At 43.0% G+C, this 18,710-nt stretch carries 19 protein-coding genes; all 19 read right to left on the bottom strand.

All coding sequences use genetic code 11. The features are described from left to right. The 19 genes from DWB64_RS08275 to DWB64_RS08185 all read right to left on the bottom strand — a co-directional run bounded on the left by DWB64_RS08275 (nt 1) and on the right by DWB64_RS08185 (nt 18,707). Entirely contained in the window at nt 1–1,209 is a 1,209-nt protein-coding gene (locus DWB64_RS08275) for a hypothetical protein (RefSeq protein WP_129487752.1), read from the bottom strand. 2 nt (nt 1,210–1,211) lie between these two features. Beyond that, complete coding sequence (locus tag DWB64_RS08270) at nt 1,212–1,661, bottom strand: flagellar FliJ family protein (protein WP_164980316.1); 450 nt, start codon at nt 1,659–1,661, stop codon at nt 1,212–1,214. A 17-nt stretch (nt 1,662–1,678) separates the two neighbouring features. Further along, entirely contained in the window at nt 1,679–2,980 is a 1,302-nt protein-coding gene (fliI, locus tag DWB64_RS08265; RefSeq protein ID WP_171831359.1) for a flagellar protein export ATPase FliI, read from the bottom strand. Nucleotide 2,981: 1 nt separating this feature from the next. Beyond that, entirely contained in the window at nt 2,982–3,788 is an 807-nt protein-coding gene (locus DWB64_RS08260) for a FliH/SctL family protein (RefSeq protein WP_164980315.1), read from the bottom strand. Further along, complete coding sequence (fliG, locus tag DWB64_RS08255; protein WP_129487748.1) at nt 3,781–4,791, bottom strand: flagellar motor switch protein FliG; 1,011 nt, start codon at nt 4,789–4,791, stop codon at nt 3,781–3,783. The genes DWB64_RS08260 and fliG overlap by 8 nt, the downstream gene beginning before the upstream one ends. Before the next feature lie 67 nt (nt 4,792–4,858). Then, complete coding sequence (gene fliF / locus DWB64_RS08250; RefSeq protein ID WP_129487747.1) at nt 4,859–6,397, bottom strand: flagellar basal-body MS-ring/collar protein FliF; 1,539 nt, start codon at nt 6,395–6,397, stop codon at nt 4,859–4,861. Nucleotides 6,398–6,409: 12 nt separating this feature from the next. Next, nucleotides 6,410–6,706 carry a flagellar hook-basal body complex protein FliE gene (gene fliE, locus DWB64_RS08245; RefSeq protein WP_129487746.1) on the bottom strand — a complete coding sequence of 99 codons (297 nt, stop codon included), beginning with the start codon at nt 6,704–6,706 and terminating at the stop codon, nt 6,410–6,412. A gap of 3 nt (nt 6,707–6,709) precedes the next feature. Beyond that, the gene (gene flgC / locus DWB64_RS08240; protein WP_129487745.1) at nt 6,710–7,150 is read right to left on the bottom strand and encodes a flagellar basal body rod protein FlgC; all 441 of its coding nucleotides are present in this window, start codon (nt 7,148–7,150) and stop codon (nt 6,710–6,712) included. A 4-nt stretch (nt 7,151–7,154) separates the two neighbouring features. Beyond that, a complete protein-coding gene (flgB, locus tag DWB64_RS08235; protein WP_129487744.1) occupies nt 7,155–7,562 on the bottom strand; it encodes a flagellar basal body rod protein FlgB in 408 nt (135 codons plus the stop codon). A 164-nt stretch (nt 7,563–7,726) separates the two neighbouring features. Continuing rightward, nucleotides 7,727–8,506 carry a GTP-sensing pleiotropic transcriptional regulator CodY gene (gene codY / locus DWB64_RS08230; protein WP_129487743.1) on the bottom strand — a complete coding sequence of 260 codons (780 nt, stop codon included), beginning with the start codon at nt 8,504–8,506 and terminating at the stop codon, nt 7,727–7,729. An 18-nt stretch (nt 8,507–8,524) separates the two neighbouring features. Continuing rightward, a complete protein-coding gene (gene topA / locus DWB64_RS08225; protein ID WP_129487742.1) occupies nt 8,525–10,585 on the bottom strand; it encodes a type I DNA topoisomerase in 2,061 nt (686 codons plus the stop codon). A 322-nt stretch (nt 10,586–10,907) separates the two neighbouring features. Continuing rightward, nucleotides 10,908–11,447: a cob(I)yrinic acid a,c-diamide adenosyltransferase gene (locus tag DWB64_RS08220; RefSeq protein ID WP_129487741.1), complete on the bottom strand. Its 540-nt coding sequence runs from the start codon at nt 11,445–11,447 to the stop codon at nt 10,908–10,910. Nucleotides 11,448–11,521: 74 nt separating this feature from the next. Beyond that, nucleotides 11,522–12,538 carry a DNA-processing protein DprA gene (dprA, locus tag DWB64_RS08215; protein ID WP_243118968.1) on the bottom strand — a complete coding sequence of 339 codons (1,017 nt, stop codon included), beginning with the start codon at nt 12,536–12,538 and terminating at the stop codon, nt 11,522–11,524. Continuing rightward, nucleotides 12,531–14,051 carry a YifB family Mg chelatase-like AAA ATPase gene (locus tag DWB64_RS08210; protein WP_164980314.1) on the bottom strand — a complete coding sequence of 507 codons (1,521 nt, stop codon included), beginning with the start codon at nt 14,049–14,051 and terminating at the stop codon, nt 12,531–12,533. Before DWB64_RS08210 ends, dprA begins: the two co-directional genes overlap by 8 nt. A gap of 108 nt (nt 14,052–14,159) precedes the next feature. Then, entirely contained in the window at nt 14,160–15,212 is a 1,053-nt protein-coding gene (locus DWB64_RS08205; RefSeq protein ID WP_129487738.1) for a GNAT family N-acetyltransferase, read from the bottom strand. 53 nt (nt 15,213–15,265) lie between these two features. Further along, nucleotides 15,266–16,333 (bottom strand): protease modulator HflC, encoded by a 1,068-nt coding sequence (gene hflC, locus DWB64_RS08200; protein WP_129487737.1) that lies wholly within the window; start codon nt 16,331–16,333, stop codon nt 15,266–15,268. After that, nucleotides 16,333–17,256 carry an FtsH protease activity modulator HflK gene (hflK, locus tag DWB64_RS08195; RefSeq protein ID WP_129487736.1) on the bottom strand — a complete coding sequence of 308 codons (924 nt, stop codon included), beginning with the start codon at nt 17,254–17,256 and terminating at the stop codon, nt 16,333–16,335. The genes hflC and hflK overlap by 1 nt, the downstream gene beginning before the upstream one ends. A 150-nt stretch (nt 17,257–17,406) precedes the next feature. Further along, the gene (locus tag DWB64_RS08190; RefSeq protein WP_129487735.1) at nt 17,407–18,411 is read right to left on the bottom strand and encodes a fatty acid desaturase; all 1,005 of its coding nucleotides are present in this window, start codon (nt 18,409–18,411) and stop codon (nt 17,407–17,409) included. Between the two features lie 89 nt (nt 18,412–18,500). After that, entirely contained in the window at nt 18,501–18,707 is a 207-nt protein-coding gene (locus DWB64_RS08185) for a hypothetical protein (protein ID WP_129487734.1), read from the bottom strand. Between the last annotated feature and the right edge of the window lie 3 nt (nt 18,708–18,710).

Below are 18,710 nucleotides of genomic sequence, written 5' to 3'. Positions count from 1 at the left end.
CTAGTTGAGGTCGGGTAAAGCGAGCTTTGTTGAAATCTCTGTAGAAATGCTATTGTCAAGGTACGATAATACTGAAGCGATTTTCTTCGTCGGGAAGGACTTTAACAAATCAATTGCCAGATTAGCGTCAGAAATGATGATTTCATCACCATTGTTCAGTGGATACCTGTTTACGTTTCCGGTATTCCAATATAAACGCTTAATGACCTCTGCAGTCCTGCCGTCGTCTACTTTTGAGTAGATACTGACGAGCTCACTTATATTATCGTCATATGCCTTGTAAATGTTTAGCGATTTTAAAAGATCTTCTGTAAAATTATCAATGCCCAAATTAAGCAGCTGACTGTCTTTAATCGCATTGACAAGTTTAAAAATGAACTCGTCGTCTGAGACACGCGAAAGGATCTGTCCACCCCTTTTCGGGCCGATATTCTCATAGATCTTCACAAGCTCATCCATCGTATAGCTATTGGTCGTACCGATCGCATCGACAAGCTCCTCTGTCGTCTTTCCGTTTAGGATCACCGCCGTATTATAAAGCGATTGATTGCTTACTTCCAAGTTGGATAGAAGGGTCTTGATGTCGAGCACCCTTACTTGTGTCAACAGACTGAAAATAGCATTGACATCCGACTCGTTCAAATAGGGCACGATCTGAGCCACCGTTTCATCCGTCATGTTATCAAAAAGTTTTGCGACAATCGCATAGGCATCCACTTCGTTATCAAGAATCTGTTGTATTTCTTCAATTGCAGCAACACCCGACAACTCCTTGAGATATGCGGCTTTTTCTTTCGCATCTTCGGATTGTTCTTCCGTAATTTGCTCAAGCGTGCTAAGTACGACATTTTCCTTCAGGCTTTGTCTTCTTTTTTCTTCAAGTATCTTCTCTGTTTTATTCGGATCCATACGAAGCATGCTCTTCACGACCAGATCCATCGTACGTCCATCTTCATTCTCAATCAAGTTCAGCTTGTCGACCGCTCTTTCAAGATCGATCTGCAGCAGATAGGACGCGATTTGAGACACCTGCTCTTCGGTTTCGGTTTCTGTAGGAATCGATTCGAAGTAAGCACCTGCACTTCCAGGAAGCACTTTCAGATAATCGTTTGCAGTAGCTTGAAAATCAGGTAATAAGAAATATAGACCAGTCACAATCATAGCCGGTATTAAAATTATCAATATAAGACCAATCAAGAAATTTTTCATTGTCATCCCCTAAGTTTCTTCTTCGACGCCTGGTAAGTAACAATCTGGTCATTCATCTCGGTTTCGATGTGTTTTTCCTTATCCAGATAAAGATTAAGCGCACGTTCCTTTAACTTTTCCATTTTTTTCTTCTCTTGAGTCGCCTTCACAAGCGCAACCCTTAACGAGACCATTTCAAGCTCCACTTGATGGATGGATGCTTCATATCTTTTAAGCTCGTCTTTAAACCACAGTTTGTTGGCGTTTAAGATAGCAAAGTCCGACGCCTTGATTCCCTTTGCAAAATGCTCGCTGTTATGCTCCTCAAAATCCTGTTTCGCATCCTGAAGCCGCTGTTTTTCTTGAAGCAATGTCTCTCGCCGATTAATCGCGACAGCCAAACGGTTTTTTGCTTGTTCCTCTTCGTCTTCCCTTAACTTAAGTACGTTCTCATATCTGAATTTAAATGCCATCATCAACCTCTAACTGGTTACCCCACTAGACTTAACAAAAGTTTCTTCGTGTCATCGCTATCGATTTTCTCTTCTACAAGCTGCATCAGAAACTTATTGATTTGCTCGTTTTTTTCAATAGCCAAGTCAATCTTGGGATTGGAACCCTTTGCATATGCCCCGATGTTGATCAGATCTTCTGAGGAACGATAGGTGGCGATCCATTCCTTGACCACACGTGAAGCCATCAGATGATCGTTCGAAATGATATTTGGCATAACACGGGAAATACTTTGTAAAATATCTATCGCAGGGTAATGCCCCTTATTGGCAAGGTCTCTTGACAGGACGATATGCCCGTCAAGGATCCCCCGTACGGCATCGGCGATAGGTTCATTCATATCATCACCATCCACCAGTACTGTATAAAGACCGGTAATCGACCCGATATCTGAATTACCCGCCCTTTCCAAGAGCTTGGGCAGCATGGCAAAAACTGACGGAGTATATCCTCGGGTCACAGGTGGTTCGCCTACCGCTAATCCGATTTCCCTTTGGGCCATTGAAAATCTAGTAAGAGAGTCCATCATCAAAATCACATTCTTGCCTTGATCCCTAAAATATTCAGCGATCGCAGTAGCAAGCAGCGCTCCGGTAACACGAACAAGCGCAGGTTTATCCGAAGTCGCCACGATTACCACCGAACGTTCCAATCCTTCTTTTCCTAGATCATGTTCGATAAACTCTCTGACTTCACGACCACGCTCTCCAATTAAGGCGATTACATTGATATCCGCCCTAGTGTTTCTAGCGATCATGCCTAATAAAGTCGATTTTCCGACACCGCTACCCGCGAACACACCTACTCTTTGGCCCTTGCCGACAGTCAAGAGACCATCGATAGCCTTGATCCCCAAGGACATGACATCTTCAATCTTTTGTCTGACAAGAGGATTCGGGGGCTGGTTGTTCACCGTATAAGTCTGCCCGGAACCGATTGTCGGCATGCCGTCAATGGGTTCACCGATACCGTCGATCACACGACCTAAAAGTCCAAATCCTACCTTCACGTTCAGCTCATATCCCGTAGCGACCACTTTGCAGCCAGGACCGACACCCACCATATCTCCAAGAGGCATCAGCAGGACCTTGTCATGACTGAAACCGACCACCTCTGATACCACCGGTTTTTCTCCGACAACAGGAATGATAAGACAGACTTCTCCGATTTTCACCTGCGGCCCGTTGGCTTCGATGGTAAGACCGATTACTTTTGTAACTCTTCCTACGAACTTAACAAGAGTCGATTTATTCAGTGCATCAATATATTTTTCTAACATATCACTCACTCGCCAGTAGCGCTTCAAATATCGACCTGACCTGTTCCGCCTGAGAATTTAGGCTAACGTCGATACTCCCAGCATCCGCATCGATGATACAGTCGCCGCGCTTCAAAGACATATCTTTTTTTATAATCACATCATCCACATTTTCAACCATAGCAAGTATTTTGGGCTTGCTTTCTACAACAAACTCATAATCGTCCTCACTTACGCGAACGGCTACTTGTGTCGTATACGTAAGATGACTTAGTCCTTTTTCAACAAGTCCTATGATCATCCCTCTATTTTCGGTTTCCTTACCCAGGATATTTTCAACAATCGAAAGTACAAGCTGCACCGATTCGATTTCAAGGTCCTTCACAAGACTTTCCTTTTGGAGCCTAAGCTCCTCTTTGATCATTAAGGCTTCATCTATCAGAACCTGCGCTTCAGCTCGACCTTCGTTGTATCCCTCAGCATACCCCTTGTCCATGGCTTCAGCTTTTGTATTTTCAAAGATGGCCTTTACTTTATCAAGCGCTTCATTCTCAATCTGGTCAGCTGACATTCTAGCATTTTGAATTATTTGATCAGCTTCCACCTGCGCCTGGTCAAGCATGGCCATCACTGTATCCTCAGCTTGTTCGATCAGGCTTTCAGGCGATGCGGCATCCGGATCCTCGTGGATATTTCCATGAACTTCCTTGCGGTCCTCACTAAAAGCGCTCGGGTGAAACCCTTGATCGACAGGCATGGTGATTTCAGCTGAGATCTTAAACCTGTCATCACCGAGTATGATACGCGATGATTTAATTAACTTAGACAATGATCTCATCTCCTCCACCACGAGAAATGATAATTTCTCCAGCTTCTTCTAGTTTTCTTATGATATTAACAATTTTCTGTTGTGATTCCTCAACGTCCCTAATTCTAACAGGTCCCATGAACTCCATATCTTCCGTAAGCATTTCAGCCATACGTTTGGACATGTTTCCAAAGATCATATCCTTCACTTCATCCGTAGCACCTTTAAGCGCTATCGCAAGTTCGCTGTTTTCGACCTCGCGAAGGAATCTTTGGATCGATACGGAATCCAGATTGATGATGTCCTCGAATACGAACATACGCTTTCTGATTTCTTCGGCAAGATCCGCTTCTTGAATTTCAAGCGTTTCCATAATAAACTTCTCAGTTCCACGGTCGACTGAGTTAAGAATGTCAACAATAGACTGTATACCACCCGTCGCAGCGTAATCCTGCGTTACCATCGAAGAAAGTTTTCTTTCTAGAACCAGTTCCACTTCTTTGATGACTTCTGGTGATGTCGATTCCATTTGAGCGATACGTTGTGCTACATCCGCCTGTTTTTCTTGCGGTAGCGCAGATAGAATCGTAGCTGCCTGTGCCGCACTCAAATACGAAAGGATCAGTGCCAGTGTCTGCGGATGTTCGTTTTGTACAAAGTTTAGAAGCTGTGCGGCATCCGCTTTTCGTACAAAGTCGAAAGGTCGGACTTGTAGCGACGCAGTCAGCTTGTTGATAATTTCGAGCGCTTTTTGAGACCCCATCGCTTTTTCGAGGACTTCCTTCGCATAGTTGATACCACCCTCGGATATGAATTCCTGTGCCAGACAGATCTGATAGAACTCTTCAAGAATCTCTTCTTTTTCCGTTGGAGAAACCTTTCTCATATTTGCTATTTCCAAAGTAAGCTCTTCGATTTCCTCATCTTGCAGGTGACTGAAGATAGTCGCCGACTTATCAGGACCTAAAGCAATCAATAGGATAGCTGCTTTCTCTTTACCGGTCAATCCACTCTTTTTCGCCATTATTGCACCCCTAGTACATATATTCGTAAGAAAATAGGTCCATATGGATGTGGACCTATTTGTTTAGTTAATCTTCACTCAACCAAGAACGTAATAACTGTGCGACAGCTTCTGGCTTGGAATCGATAAATTTCTCAATTTGATATTTCGGACTCGATCTATCCTGGAACTCAGTGTCGATCTCTTCGAATTCCTCGCGTTCCTCAATGATTTCCTGAGCTGCCTTAAGGTTCGACGCTCTTCTTCTAATCATCAGGAAGGTCACAAGGCCTGCGACTGCGAATATTCCCAGAACGACTGCGAATATCCAGATCGGTATATTGAAGAGTGTCGCAACATCAGGCGTCAAAGGAACAACCGCTTCCACTTGGAAGTCGCCGGTGAACACTTCAACGTATTTTGTGTCATCAAAGCCTGCTGCTGCTGAAACCAGGTTTGTGAGTCTAAGTTTATCCTCATCCGACAGCTCGCTGTCGACAAGTGCCGTCTTATTGATGATGACCGCGATTGAGATCCCTGAAATCTGGCCCTCTGACTTCACAATGGTCTGCTGCACTTCATTAAGCTCGTAATTCAGAGTTTCCTGCGACTTAGTATAATCAGACGAACCACTGTCGGTCGTCGTAAAATTAGGGGTTTCCGTCGTGTTGGTGTCCGTACCTGCTACTCCGCCAGAAGCGTTGTTCACAACATTTTCCTTTAGGGATGCCACCGATCTCAAAAGTCCATCTTCAGCACCTTCGACAGGCGTCGAAAACTGAATGGTGTTTGTCGTTTGACTGTCAAAATCAAGCGTCACGCTAGTCATGACATTGACATTCTTATCGCCATAGATCTGCGCTAAAAATTCTTTGATGTTCTTATCAAGCCTCTGCTCCACTTCAACTTTGAGCTCATCCTGTTTTGAAGACGACCCCTGTTCGCTTGACAGCTCATAATTATTAAGTTGCATTCCCGTCTGGTCGATGATCGTAATCTTATCGGGAGTCAGACCTTTCACAGCGGTAGTGACAAAGTTGACAATACTCTTTACCTGTGAATCGTTAAGTTGATTGTTCGGATTGACGTTTATGTACACCGAAGCGCTTGAAACATCTTCTTCAAGATTCAAGAAGCTGCTCGATTCCTTAACGTTTAGAATCACCTTCGCCTCATCGATCGATTCGATAAATTTAAGCGAGTTGGCAATGCTGGTCTGCTGGGCAATCAGGAACATCTTGTTCTTTTCTTCGGTAGTCTGTGTAAAGCTGATCTGCGCCCATACATCGTCATATGTAAAACCGTCGTTCGAAGTCAGATTGGCAAGCGACAAAGCCATTCTCGCCTGATCGACCTGGTTTTGCGGCACTAGAACGGTTGTGGCATTATCCTCACTTTTCCAAGGAATATTCTCCTCTTCAAGCTTCGCGGTGATACCAGCCGCCTGTTGGGCCGTAAGACCACGATTGATCGCTACGTAGTTGGGTCTGGTGACCATGATGAGCAGCACAGCGACAACCAAAACAAAACCGACCGCACCGCCGATAACCAGAATTCTTCTTCTCTGGTCCATGCTATTAAACCAGGCAACCGCCTGATCTCTGAGTTTATTGATCAATTCTCCCATAAATGCCCCCTATTATACCTGAATTCTCATAAGTTCTTTATATGCATCCAGTACCTGAGAACGAATTTCCAAGGCGAAATTTAAAGTGATTTCAGCTTTTTGTGCCGCAATCATGGCATCGTGAAGATTATCGACCTCACCTGTGGCGACCATCATGTCATACTCCTGAGAAACTTTTTCCGCAGAATCGACTTGTCCGATCGCGTTACTTAACAGTTCGCCGAAGTTTGCCTTTTTTACCCCGATATTATTGACTTGAGTCTTGTCGATCAGTCTTGTCGGCTGAGTTAAGCCATTAATCTTCATCATTTATTATCTCCCAATATCAAGTGCTTTCATCGCCATTGTTTTCGCACTGTTTATACTTGTGACATTCGCTTCATAGGCTCTAGTCGCCGAAATCATATTGATCATTTCTGTGACGGTATCCACATTCGGCATTTCGACATAACCGTCCTCATCCGCATCGGGATGTCCAGGGTTGTAGACCATTTTGAAAGGAGATTGATCCTCCACGATGTTTGAAACCTCGACACCAGATCCGGTGACGATACTGCCCGTCGCCTGAGAAAGCATGTCTTCGAAACTGCCGGCATTCACTTGATTGACTACAGCCATCTGTCTTCTGTAGGGTGTTCCTGCAGCCGTTCTAGTCGTATTTGCATTGGCGATATTTCTTGAAATCACGTCCATGCGAAGGCGTTCAGCGGTCATCCCTGACGCACTGATACTCATCGATTTAAAAAAGCTCATCTACTTACCTCCCACCACTAATTGCAGATTTCAGTCTTCGTAACTGCGAGTTCACGTCAGTGACCACTGCGTTGTACTTGATGCTGTTCTTCGCAAGTTCGGCCATCTCGGTATCCACATTGACATTATTGCCATCAATCCTTAAGCTTGTGTTTTCCTCTGTTATCACACGCGGTCTGACCGAATCAAGACCCGAGAAGCCGTCGGTGATATGACCAGGATGCGTGGCGTTGATACTGAACCGCTTTCCGCTCAAGTAGTCCTCCAAAAGGTTTTCGAACTCCACGTCTTGTCGTTTATATCCCGGAGTATTCACATTCGCAATATTGTTAGATAATATATCCTGTCTGAGCCAACTTGCATCCAAGGCTTTTTTTTGCAGGTCGATCGCCTGAAAAGCATTATTTAACATAGCAAGTCCCCCTTTCGTTAAATCATTTATCGTCTATTTGATAGACTTGTTTCAGTTTAAGCCTATTTAAATTTAATTATACCACATCTATGAAAGTTTTGCGTAGATTCGACTACATGTTGTTGTAATAAAAAAAGCCTTCCAAATGTGGAAGGCTCAATAGCTTATCTTCTTGGTTTACTGAGTTCAGGCATCAGCTTATCGTTAAGTATGCGGATATGCGTCCCCTTCATACCAAGCGATCTCGATTCGATCACGCCTGCGCTCTCGAACTTACGTAGTGCATTTACAATGACAGAACGAGTGATTCCGACACGGTCTGCAATCTTACTTGCAACAAGTAGTCCCTCATCACCGTCAAGTTCAGCAAAGATGTGCTCAATCGCCTCAAGTTCAGAATAAGAAAGCGTACCGATAGCCATTTGTACAACAGCTGATTTTCTCAACTCCTCTTGAAGTTCCTCAGATTTTGATCTGATGATTTCCATACTGACAACCGTAGCGGCTATTTCTGCAAGGACAAGATCCTCATCCGTAAACAAGTCGTCATGTCTTGCAAGAAGTAAAGTTCCAAGTCTTTCGCCATTGCCATAAATCGGAACGATCGTAATGAACTTATGGGCGCTGTTTGTCTCATTTGTCAAAATTTCAAGTAATTTCTCACCTGTCAGATTGGCAATCGTGTTGTGAAGCGTAAGCAGACTCTCGTTGTAGTGGTCAGGGAATTTTTGCGTTCCTGAAGTCTCATCGATGATGATAGAGCTATCCTCTTCGATATCCAGACTGTAACCAAGCATTTTACCTTTTTTACCAGCCACATAAACGTTTGAATTCAGTGTTTGACGAAGTAAAATAGCAAGTTCGTTGAAAGACACCGCTTTGTCGCCAACATTTTGAAGCACTCTATTCAACAATCTCGTTTTTTCTAATAATGTACTAGCCATTGTTTCCTCCTCTGACAATTACTCTTCCTGAGCGATTGCTTTTTTATAATCACACTCTTTGTTAAGGCATGATATCTCATGTTTCCGTTTAGTTTTATATTCAATGAGTGGATCACCACATGTAGGGCATGGATCACCGGTAGGTCTGTGCCAACTCATGAAATTACAATCTGGAAATGCCGAACAACCATAAAAATTCTTGAACTTCTTGGTCTTACGTTCAATCACATCACCCTCTTTGCACACAGGACATTTAACTCCAATGCGCTTTAGAAGAGGTCGTGTATGCTCACACTCCGGATAATTCGCACATGCGAGGAATTTGCCGAATCTACCATATTTGATAACCATCTGCGATCCGCATACGTTGCATATCTCGTCGGTGACTTCTACCACATCGATCTTTTCGAGTTCTTCTTCCGCATGATCCAGGCTTGACTTGAAATCGCCATAGAATCCCGCAATAATGTTTTTCCACTGGGTACCGTTAGCTTCAACCTCATCCAGTTGCTGCTCCATAGATGCGGTAAAACCGACGTCCACAATTTTGTCGAAGTACTTGACCATGATGTCGTTGATGAGCGCGCCAAGCTCAGTCGGTTTAAGCGCCTTTTTCTCACGCTCGATGTAACCTCTAGACAGGATCGTCGAGATAGTCGGAGCATAAGTACTTGGTCTGCCGATACCAAGCTCTTCCATCGCCTTAACAAGCGATGCTTCTGTATACCTTGCAGGCGGCTGTGTAAAGTGCTGTTCCGGTTCAATCGAACTAGCGCTCATAGAGGTTCCCTCTTCTATTTCAGGAAGCAGGCTCTCCTTAGTCTTGGTAAAGCTGTATACTTTCAAGAAACCATCGAAGTTCATGATGCTTCCAGAAGCTTTAAACGTATGTCCTTGATTGTTCAAAACAATCGAAGTCTGATCGAAAACAGCATCGGTCATATGAGAAGCAACCGCTCTCTCCCAAATAAGTTGATACAACTTAAGCTGATCCTTCGTAAGGTACTTTTCAAGGGACTCAGGAGTTCTCTCCACATAAGATGGTCTGATTGCCTCATGGGCATCCTGTGCGTTCTTGTTCGTTTTGGATTTTGGTACTTTTCCCTTATAATCCGATCCGTAAGTCTCGTCGATAAAGGCTAAAATCGCATCACTTGCCTCAGGAGCGATCCTTGTAGAATCCGTACGCATATACGTAATCAGACCTACAGTTCCATCACTTACCTGAACACCTTCATATAGCTGCTGTGCAAGCATCATTGTCTTTTTTGTCGAAAAACCATAACGCGTTGCCGCCTCTTGCTGAAGACTCGAAGTGATAAACGGAGCATAAGCTTGACGTCTTTTTGCCTTTTTGACAACCGACTCTACTAAAAACTCATCAGAGAGTTCTCCAAGCACTTTTTGAACCGCTTCTTCATTTGGAAGAGCGGTCTTCTCACTGCCTAATCCATAATACATTGCTTCAAATTTCGAATCATTGGATTTGAAGTCACCTTTGATCGTCCAGTACTCTTCATTCTCAAACTTTTCGATTTCATTCTCACGATCACATATCATCCTAGTTGCGACAGATTGAACCCTACCGGCGGAAAGACCTCTTCTGATTTTTCTCCATAGGATAGGACTGATGCTGTAACCCACAAGTCTATCAAGCACTCTTCGCGCCTGTTGCGCATCGACAAGGTTCATATCGATATCACGGGCTTCCTTAAGCGCACCTTTGACCGCATCCTTTGTAATCGCATTAAACGCGATACGGTGAAAAGTCTTTCCTTGCTTTTCGAGAAGTGTCTGCAAATGCCATGCAATCGCTTCGCCTTCTCGGTCTGGATCGGTAGCAAGGTAGATTTTATCCGCTTTTTTAGCAGCGGCTTTCAATTCTTTGATTACCTCGCCCTTACCACGAATGGTGATGTACTGAGGTTCATAATTGTCTTCAATATCAATACCCATCTTGCTCTTAGGTAAATCCCTTACATGACCTACAGATGCTTTTACTTTATAATTTCTACCAAGGAACTTACCAATGGTTTTCGCCTTAGCAGGTGATTCTACAATCACTAGAAATTTTGACATTTGAGCCTCCAATAGTTACAGTCATCGCTCTTGAGCATGACAATAGGTTTATTATAACAGAGAACTATTTCTTTACAAAACTAATTTTCTGAACTTTCTAAACAGTTATTTAATTCTAAACAAACTCCAAGTAGTGATGATAGCAGAGTTTTTATGTAAAATCAATGATAATAGTACCAAAATATTTATTATTACAATTTATTATTAAGATACTCGAATTAAAATCACCAAATCCTTTTATCTATCGACCCGCTCAAAAAACACCAAAAGCCCGATTATTGAACTCAGGCTTTTTTTTAGTGGTAAATTATAAAAATTTGTCTTACTCAGTCTTAAATTCGATTAGTGTGATGTCATCTTCAAGGAACCTTGCAAAGGTGTAGATGCAATCCGACAGACGGTTTACAAATTTCATCACCTCGACAGAGATGTCAGCCTCCTTACTCAAAGATATCATTCTGCGTTCAGCCCTTCTGCATACGGTACGTGCTACATGCAGCGATGCCGATGCTTTGTTTGATCCCGGTAAAATGAACTGAAATGCGCTATCTCTACCCATTTTATCGATGTACTCATCAATCCATGATTCAAGCTTTTGAATATCTGCCGCATTCACCCGTTCCGGAAACTTAGAACCCTCTCTAGTGGCAAGCTCACCTGCTACATCGAAAAGCATTCTCTGAATCCATTCGATATGTTCAAAAATCGGTTCGTCATTGATAAAATTCTTAGCAAGCCCTAAGCTCGAATTCAGTTCATCGATAGTCCCATAAGACTCAACCCTAATATCATCCTTATAAACTCTGTGCATATCGTATAGACTTGTTTGACCACTGTCACCTGTTTTAGTATATATCTTCATAGAATTGCACCTCCAATATATGAGTTACCCAAAAGACATATCCCTAAACTCAAATGATAATTTTTTTCATTAAGTTATAGTGCCCTCACAATCTGCTCGTCAATTCTGATAAAACCATCGCACTCCAAGACCATCAGCTCACTCATCAGAACTTGAATCGGCATATCCAGTATATCAGAAAGCACTTCGACCATGATTGGACCTTCTTCTTTAAGGCGCATCACGATAGGATGGTTGCACACACGCGTTTCTTCTTGATCATGTAGGTGTAAGTCTTCTGGGTCGATAACAGGATACGCACCTTGTCTGAATAGCGAATTCGTCCCCTGAGCGACCGCATTCGATATCGAACCGGGCATGACATATAATTCCTTGTTCTGATCAAGCGCATGCCTTCCAGTAGTCATACTTCCGCTATTCAAACCTGCCTCTACGATAAAAATCTTACTTGCCAGACCGCTTACAATACGGTTTCGTGCTACATAATAGTGATTGAGGGGTTTAATGCCATGCGCATATTCGCTAAGGAGAAGTCCTCCGCTGTCCAGAATCTGTCTAGCAAGTTTGACATGACTCCTTGGGGTGATATGGTCAAGTCCAGAAGCCAGTACAGCAGAAGTTTTCGCACCGTACGCGAGCGCGCCCCTGTGGGCAAGCGCGTCCACACCAAAGGCCAAGCCGCTGACAACGGTCACATTCCCTTTGGCAAGGTGTTTGGTGACCAGATCGCACATCTTAATCGCGTCATATGTCGGTTTCCTTGTCCCAACGATGCTGATGACATCAGGCACGGCAATGCAGGAAATATCCCCTATATAATAGAACACAAGCGGGTAATCAAAAATGGTGAGCAGCCTCTCCGGATAGGCGTCGTCGATGATGGTGCAAACCTCGATTCCCTTGACTTTCATTTCATCCTTAAATTCCAAGACCCACGCTTTCCAGTCGCTTTTCATCAGTTCAGTCAGTTTTACAATATAATAGCCGACAGCTTGCCTATCTCCAAAATTATAATAACTTCGAACCAGCTTCTTATCGGTCTCCTTGCCGAACTCATGAAGCCATAAGAGCAAATCCCTCACATCATACATCACTAAGCACCTCCTTATCGATCCGTCTGTATTGAAGCGCCTCGCTTACATGTTCGAGTCTAATCTCCTCGGCCCCGTCCATATCTGCGATCGTCCTTGAAAGCTTTAATATATTTGTCAGACTCCTAGCCGACAATTTCATGATATGATACGCCTTTTTTAAGAAAGCTTCTGTTTCGTCATTTAGGTCGCAGTAAACTTTGATGTCCTTAGTCGACATATGGGCGTTCAGTTTAAACACATCACCATACCTTGTAAACTGTATCAGCCTTGCCTTTTCAACCCGTTCCTTTATCGTCCTGGACGGCTCGCTCTCTTTAACGACCCTAAGAGATTCATAGGGTACCTTTGGTAAAATCAGCTGCATGTCGAACCTGTCGATCATCGGTCCTGACAATTTGCTCAAATACCGGATGACTTGAATCGGCGAACACTTGCACTGCCTTTCAATATCACCAAGATACCCGCAAGGGCAAGGGTTAAAGGCGCCGATTAGTGTAAAATAGCACGGAAAATCCACAGTCCCTGTAGACCTCGAAATCTGGATTCTTCTGTCCTCGATCGGCTGTCTTAAGCTTTCAATCGCGGACCGTTTGAATTCCGGAAGCTCATCCAAAAACAAAACCCCTCTGTGGGCAAGCGTCACCTCGCCTGGTTTCGGGTTGGTCCCACCGCCGCATAGGGACACACTCGAAATCGTATGATGCGGTGATCTGAAAGGCCTATCAGTGACTACGCCTGACGGTGCGATATTGTTGGAAACGCTGTACACCTTCGTCAACTCGACAACCTCCTCATAGGCAAGGTCAGGCATGATTCCAGGAACCCTTCTGGCAAGCATGGTCTTACCGCTACCAGGCGGTCCCATCATAAGCACATGATGACCTCCTGAAGCGGCAATTTCAAGCGCCCTTTTCGCGTGTTCCTGGCCGGAGACCTCACTGAAGTCGTCAAGCCTGTGCATCGTCTTTTTAAAGTCTCCATTACAGAATACGCCTTCCACCCTATCGATCGACTCGTATAGCTTGTAGGCTTCTTGAAGGTGTTCCACCGGATAAACCGTCATATCCTTTAGCAGTTTTGCCTGATCAAGATTCGCCCTCGGTATAATAACCCTCGTGACCCCTTGCTCCTGTAAGGCGATCAGAAGCGGTATGACGCCTTTTACACCGATGACCTGACCACTGAGTCCCAACTCCCCCAGTACGCCTATATGCTTAAGCCCGGGCGCATCATCCCCAACCCTTAAAACGCCCAAAGCGATAGGAAGATCAAGATGGCTCCCGTCCTTTTTAAGATTCGCAGGTACAAAATTGACAGTGAGTCTCCGTTCAGGAAACTCGAGATGAGCGTTTTTTATCGCAGTTCTTATCCGTTCTTTTGACTCCTTTACAATCGTGTCCGGTAGACCGACTATCGTAAAAGCCGGAAATCCTCTTGCGATATCGACTTCAACTTCAATGACATGCCCCGACATGCCTATCAATACGGACGAGGGTAGTGTTGTGACCATCATGACCTCCTAGACTTAATCTACTTGTCTTAGATTACCAAATAGAGGCAATAAAAAAAGCCATTTGCTAAAATTCGCAAATGGCAGTCTGCTCCCTGCATCATCCTTTTATTTACAGCTAAGTGTCTTCAGCCAGTCTTCCAACCTGCTGTCAAGCTGCGTTCTCAACGTGTCGAATCCAGATTCACCTAACACATGACTGGCGGACTCAAGTGTACATAATCCTTCAGCACGCTGGTTCTTTCTGAGCGTATAGCGACTGATGTAATCACTCGACAACCGCACTTTATCAAGCGCCATAAGACTAGGGCTCTGATTCAGCATTTTTTGCGACTGCTGCCAAGTTGCATCGATGAAGATCCACCTTATTCTCGAATCCACATTGGAGACGTACTCAGAAACCTCATACGCGTCGTCACTTGGATAAACGAGAACATTCAAGAAACCCTCTGACAAGGTGTCCACAAAGCTCTCCACTGTATTACGGTGCCAGATCCACTCCTTAACATGTTCAGGCAACAACCGTCCCAGAAGATGCCCTGTATTGGTTTTCTTGTCAACCTCATCCGGATGATAGATCAGCAGGATCTGATCCTTTAGGTAGAGTGTCTCATCACAGACAATCGGGTCGACAGGGTAACGGTCAGCAAGATTTGTGACAAGATCGATCAGGTGGTGCATCTTCTTAACATAAAAACCTATCGTAAATCCGGTTTTCTTGTAGACCTTTTGCCCATCAGACAAATACCCCTTCGACTCATAAAACTTAACCAGGTCCGCATCGTCTTTCAGGCACGACAAACTCAACTTGCTTGCTCCACGATTAAATACGAAGCGCTCCGCTTCACTGAGCAAGGATTTACCTAATCCGCAGTGCTGAAAATCAGGGTGGACGGCTAGTTTTCCTATCCTCCATTTCACGTCCGACTTTTTCAAAACGGACACGCAACCGATCAGCGCCCCCTTGTCGTACGCGCCAAACCATATCGCACCTTCATCTAAGGCATTTTGATAATCGTTTCTATTGTAATAGTATCCACTATGCCTATACTGATCTAATCCATATTTTATAAACGGTATTTCAAACGCAGGCCTGATCACTGCGATAAGCTCTTCAAATGACGGCTCTTCCATCCGTTTTATGTATTGTCCTAATTTCATAACCGCTCCTTAAAAAAGGCACGTACCATAGTAGGTACGTGCCTAAACTCTTATTATTCTACAGTAACACTTGGAGCGTTGATTTGGAAGAGGTACTTGGCAAATTCAGAATCGCTGTCGATTACGATTTTTGCATTGCTTCCCAAGGATTCCTTATAGGTCTCAAGCGTTTTTAAAAACTGATAGAATTCAGGATCTTTGTTATACGCCGATGCATAAATCGCAAGCGCTTCAGCATCACCTTGTCCTCTGTTTTCTTCAGCAGTAGCATAAGCTTCAGCCTTTAGGATAGTCGCTTCCTTATCCGCTTTGGCTGTGATGATCTGATACTGCTCATCCCCTTCAGCTCTAAGCTTGTTAGCAATCTTTTGACGTTCCGTTCTCATTCTAGTGAAGATATTAGCGTTATTCTGATCAGGAAATTCAGTTTTAGCGATACGAACATCGAACACCTCGATACCTGATTCATATACCTGCTCATTTACTTGATCCTTAACTAGTGAAGTCAAGCTATAAACAAACTCTTTATCAGATATTAGCGTTGTTCCATCCGTCTTACCTATTTGCTCACGTAAACCGGAAAAAATCAGGTCATCAAGTTTGTTGTTGGCATCATCAATAGTAACCATAGATATTTTGAAAAGTGCTGGATTGACAATTCTCCACTGAGCATTGTTATCTAAAACAATTTTCTTCTTATCTAGAGTCGTAACTTCACCTGGAAGTGTTTTGTAAGTCAGTAGTTGAGAAGTGTATTTTTCAACTTGATCGATAAATGGAACTTTGAAGAAAAGTCCTTTTCCTTGGATTACTTTAACACCCTTAAACTGATCTGTGGCTGACAATTGAGCTTTTACTATATCCGCATCTTTAGATACGATTACCTTTTGAATACTACCGAACCTAACTATCATTGCCTGTTCCATCTCATTGACAGTATAGGTGCCTGTAGCCAAATAACCGACAATAAGCAATAAAATCAAAATTGGGAAGAAACCCCTTTTCAACAACTTACCAAAATCAAAATCGATTTTTATCGCTTGAGGCTGTTTTGATTTTCTTGGTATAGGATTTCCATTTTCATCTACTTCAACTGGACCATTGTTTTTGTTATCTAACATTAGTTTGTACCTCCTTGTAGAGGCAAGAACTTAAGCGTATTGCCATCTTCTTTCGTTACAAATATCTCTACATTTTTCAGTATTTCAGCCATAGTCTCTAAATAAAGTCTTGTTCTAGTGACTTCCTTGGCGTCGACATACTTTTCGTATACAGCATTAAAGCTGGCTACATCACCCTTTGCTTCGCTTATACGTTCCGCTTTGTAAGCTTCCGCATCAGAGATCAGCTTAGAAGCCAAACCTTTCGCCTCTGGAATAATTTGATTCTCATATGAAATCGCTTCATTGATTTTACTTTCCTTGTCAAGTTGAGCTCTCACGATATCTTTAAAAGCATCATCAACCTCAGCAGGCGGGTCGACATCTTGAAGCAGTACATCCGTAATTTGAACACCTAACTTATAATCATCACAAATCTGCTGTAGGTCTGTTCTGATTTCTTGCATGATTGCAAACTTGTTATCTGCAAGTACGTCATCCAACGAGTTGTTTGCCACACTTCTTCTAATTGTCGAAACAGCAATGATATTGAGCGTGCCCAACTGGTCATCGACATTGAACAAGTAATCTTTGGCATTGCTGATCTTATACTGAATGCTGGCAGTGACGTTCACAAGGTTCTCGTCACCTGTAATCATCAAGGAATCTGAAGTGATATCCTGATACTCAGCATAGCGGTTCGTTCCACCGCTATCTGTTGTAACGTAACCGAATTCCATTCTACGTAGTTCAGATACTCTGATAACATACTTTTGATCGACAACTGGAATTTTCCACTTTAGACCACTCTGTGTCTCATTTTTTAAAAATTCACCAAATCTTGTAATAACCGCTTGTTCGCCATCTTCTAACTTATAGATACCGTTAGCAGCAATGACACCTACTATCACTAGTACTATAATGAAATTTGCTAGTCCTTTCATATTTACCTCCCTTATGTAAATGTTTCCCTATCATTCTAACACAAATAAATGGATTAGTATCGCTCACGCATTTAAAACAGTGCATTTTAAGCTAATTTTAAGAATTGACATATAAAAATCGACACCTAGGTAGATGTCGATTTTGGGGTCTTAGTTATAATTCAGCTTTCTTCTCAAGTCACGGATGCGAATCAGTTTTCCTGCCTTTTCGTCATAGAGGTTTAAAAGTGCCAACCTGAAGCTGTGAAAAAGTGTGATTGTCCTTGCGTTCTTAAACTCATGGATTTCCTTATAGCAGGCCTTCAAATTATAGTTTGGAATTCTAGGATTCAGGTGATGGATATGGTGATATCCGATATAACCTGTCATCCATTCCAGCACAAGCGGTAGTTTGTAGAAGGAACTTCCGTCAATCGCCGCCTTAAGAAAATCCCACTCTCCATGTCTTTCCCAGTAAACTTCTTCAAACTGGTGTTGAACAAAGAAAAGCCAAACACCCATCACACTGGCGAAGAACAAGACCGGAATCTGTATCATAAGATAATACTTGATTCCAAAACTCAAACTTACCAGTAGCGCTACAGCTGCAATTCCAGTATTTGTAATCCATTGGCTCAAATGATGTTTCTTAGCCGTATATCTTTTCGACGGCAACCGATTGAGTACCGCAAACAAGAAAAAAGGTGCGACGAAAAATAAAAATAGAGGATTACGATACAACCTGTATAAGAACCTCTTTAAACGAGAACTATCCAAGTACTCGTCCACCGTCATCGTCCAGACGTCTCCTATGCCTCTTTCGTCTAAATTCCCCACGGCACCATGGTGCTGATTATGTTCGGATTGCCAAATCGTATAAGGTGTGAAGGTCAAAATACTGAGCAAGTGTCCTAAAATATGATTCGCCTGCATACTCTTAAAAAATGACAGATGGGTACAGTCATGGAACAGAATGAAAGTCCTTACCATAAAAGCCCCTGTCGGTATGGCTAGTAGTAAGATGAGAATATAAGGCACATGAAAATAAATGCCAATTCCCATCAGAGTCAATAGGGCGAAATATGGTAGTACAGTATTTACTATCTGAACAATCGATTTGCTGAGTTTCGGCTTAGCAAAGGGCTTAAGACGTTGTCGCCATTCATTTGTGATCATAAAATCCTCTTTTCAAATTAGACGTACTTAAATGATATTGATTATCATTAGTGTACACTTTTTAGAGAGGAAAGGCAATGGGTTCAAGATTAAAACTTGGGATCATTATAAATACCGTCATCTTTTTTATGCAAATGATCATAGACATGTTCCTGCTTTTCATGATCCAGATGTGGCATTTCGTGGTCATAATGAGTAGGATGCATTTCCTTGTATTTTGAATTGATGCTTGCCAGCTGAAACAAGAATACAATGACAACTACCAAGATGATCATTAAGACTATAAAGCTATTCATCGC

Origin of the sequence: Fusibacter sp. A1 (genome assembly GCF_004125825.1) — a bacterium.
Taxonomy (GTDB): domain Bacteria; phylum Bacillota; class Clostridia; order Peptostreptococcales; family Acidaminobacteraceae; genus QQWI01.
This window is presented reverse-complemented; position numbering and strand designations above follow the sequence as displayed.

Excerpts from the sequence above, each read along its gene's own strand:
- DWB64_RS08275 (WP_129487752.1), bottom strand. The coding sequence starts at position 1,209 with ATGAAAAATTTCTTGATTGGTCTTATATTGATAATTTTAATACCGGCT.
- DWB64_RS08270 (WP_164980316.1), bottom strand. The coding sequence starts at position 1,661 with ATGGCATTTAAATTCAGATATGAGAACGTACTTAAGTTAAGGGAAGAC.
- fliI (WP_171831359.1), bottom strand. The coding sequence starts at position 2,980 with ATGTTAGAAAAATATATTGATGCACTGAATAAATCGACTCTTGTTAAG.
- fliG (WP_129487748.1), bottom strand. The coding sequence starts at position 4,791 with ATGGCGAAAAAGAGTGGATTGACCGGTAAAGAGAAAGCAGCTATCCTA.
- fliF (WP_129487747.1), bottom strand. The coding sequence starts at position 6,397 with ATGGGAGAATTGATCAATAAACTCAGAGATCAGGCGGTTGCCTGGTTT.
- fliE (WP_129487746.1), bottom strand. The coding sequence starts at position 6,706 with ATGATGAAGATTAATGGCTTAACTCAGCCGACAAGACTGATCGACAAG.
- flgC (WP_129487745.1), bottom strand. The coding sequence starts at position 7,150 with ATGAGCTTTTTTAAATCGATGAGTATCAGTGCGTCAGGGATGACCGCT.
- flgB (WP_129487744.1), bottom strand. The coding sequence starts at position 7,562 with ATGTTAAATAATGCTTTTCAGGCGATCGACCTGCAAAAAAAAGCCTTG.
- codY (WP_129487743.1), bottom strand. The coding sequence starts at position 8,506 with ATGGCTAGTACATTATTAGAAAAAACGAGATTGTTGAATAGAGTGCTT.
- topA (WP_129487742.1), bottom strand. The coding sequence starts at position 10,585 with ATGTCAAAATTTCTAGTGATTGTAGAATCACCTGCTAAGGCGAAAACC.
- DWB64_RS08220 (WP_129487741.1), bottom strand. The coding sequence starts at position 11,447 with ATGAAGATATATACTAAAACAGGTGACAGTGGTCAAACAAGTCTATAC.
- dprA (WP_243118968.1), bottom strand. The coding sequence starts at position 12,538 with ATGTATGATGTGAGGGATTTGCTCTTATGGCTTCATGAGTTCGGCAAG.
- DWB64_RS08210 (WP_164980314.1), bottom strand. The coding sequence starts at position 14,051 with ATGGTCACAACACTACCCTCGTCCGTATTGATAGGCATGTCGGGGCAT.
- DWB64_RS08205 (WP_129487738.1), bottom strand. The coding sequence starts at position 15,212 with ATGAAATTAGGACAATACATAAAACGGATGGAAGAGCCGTCATTTGAA.
- hflC (WP_129487737.1), bottom strand. The coding sequence starts at position 16,333 with ATGTTAGATAACAAAAACAATGGTCCAGTTGAAGTAGATGAAAATGGA.
- hflK (WP_129487736.1), bottom strand. The coding sequence starts at position 17,256 with ATGAAAGGACTAGCAAATTTCATTATAGTACTAGTGATAGTAGGTGTC.
- DWB64_RS08190 (WP_129487735.1), bottom strand. The coding sequence starts at position 18,411 with ATGATCACAAATGAATGGCGACAACGTCTTAAGCCCTTTGCTAAGCCG.
- DWB64_RS08185 (WP_129487734.1), bottom strand. The coding sequence starts at position 18,707 with ATGAATAGCTTTATAGTCTTAATGATCATCTTGGTAGTTGTCATTGTA.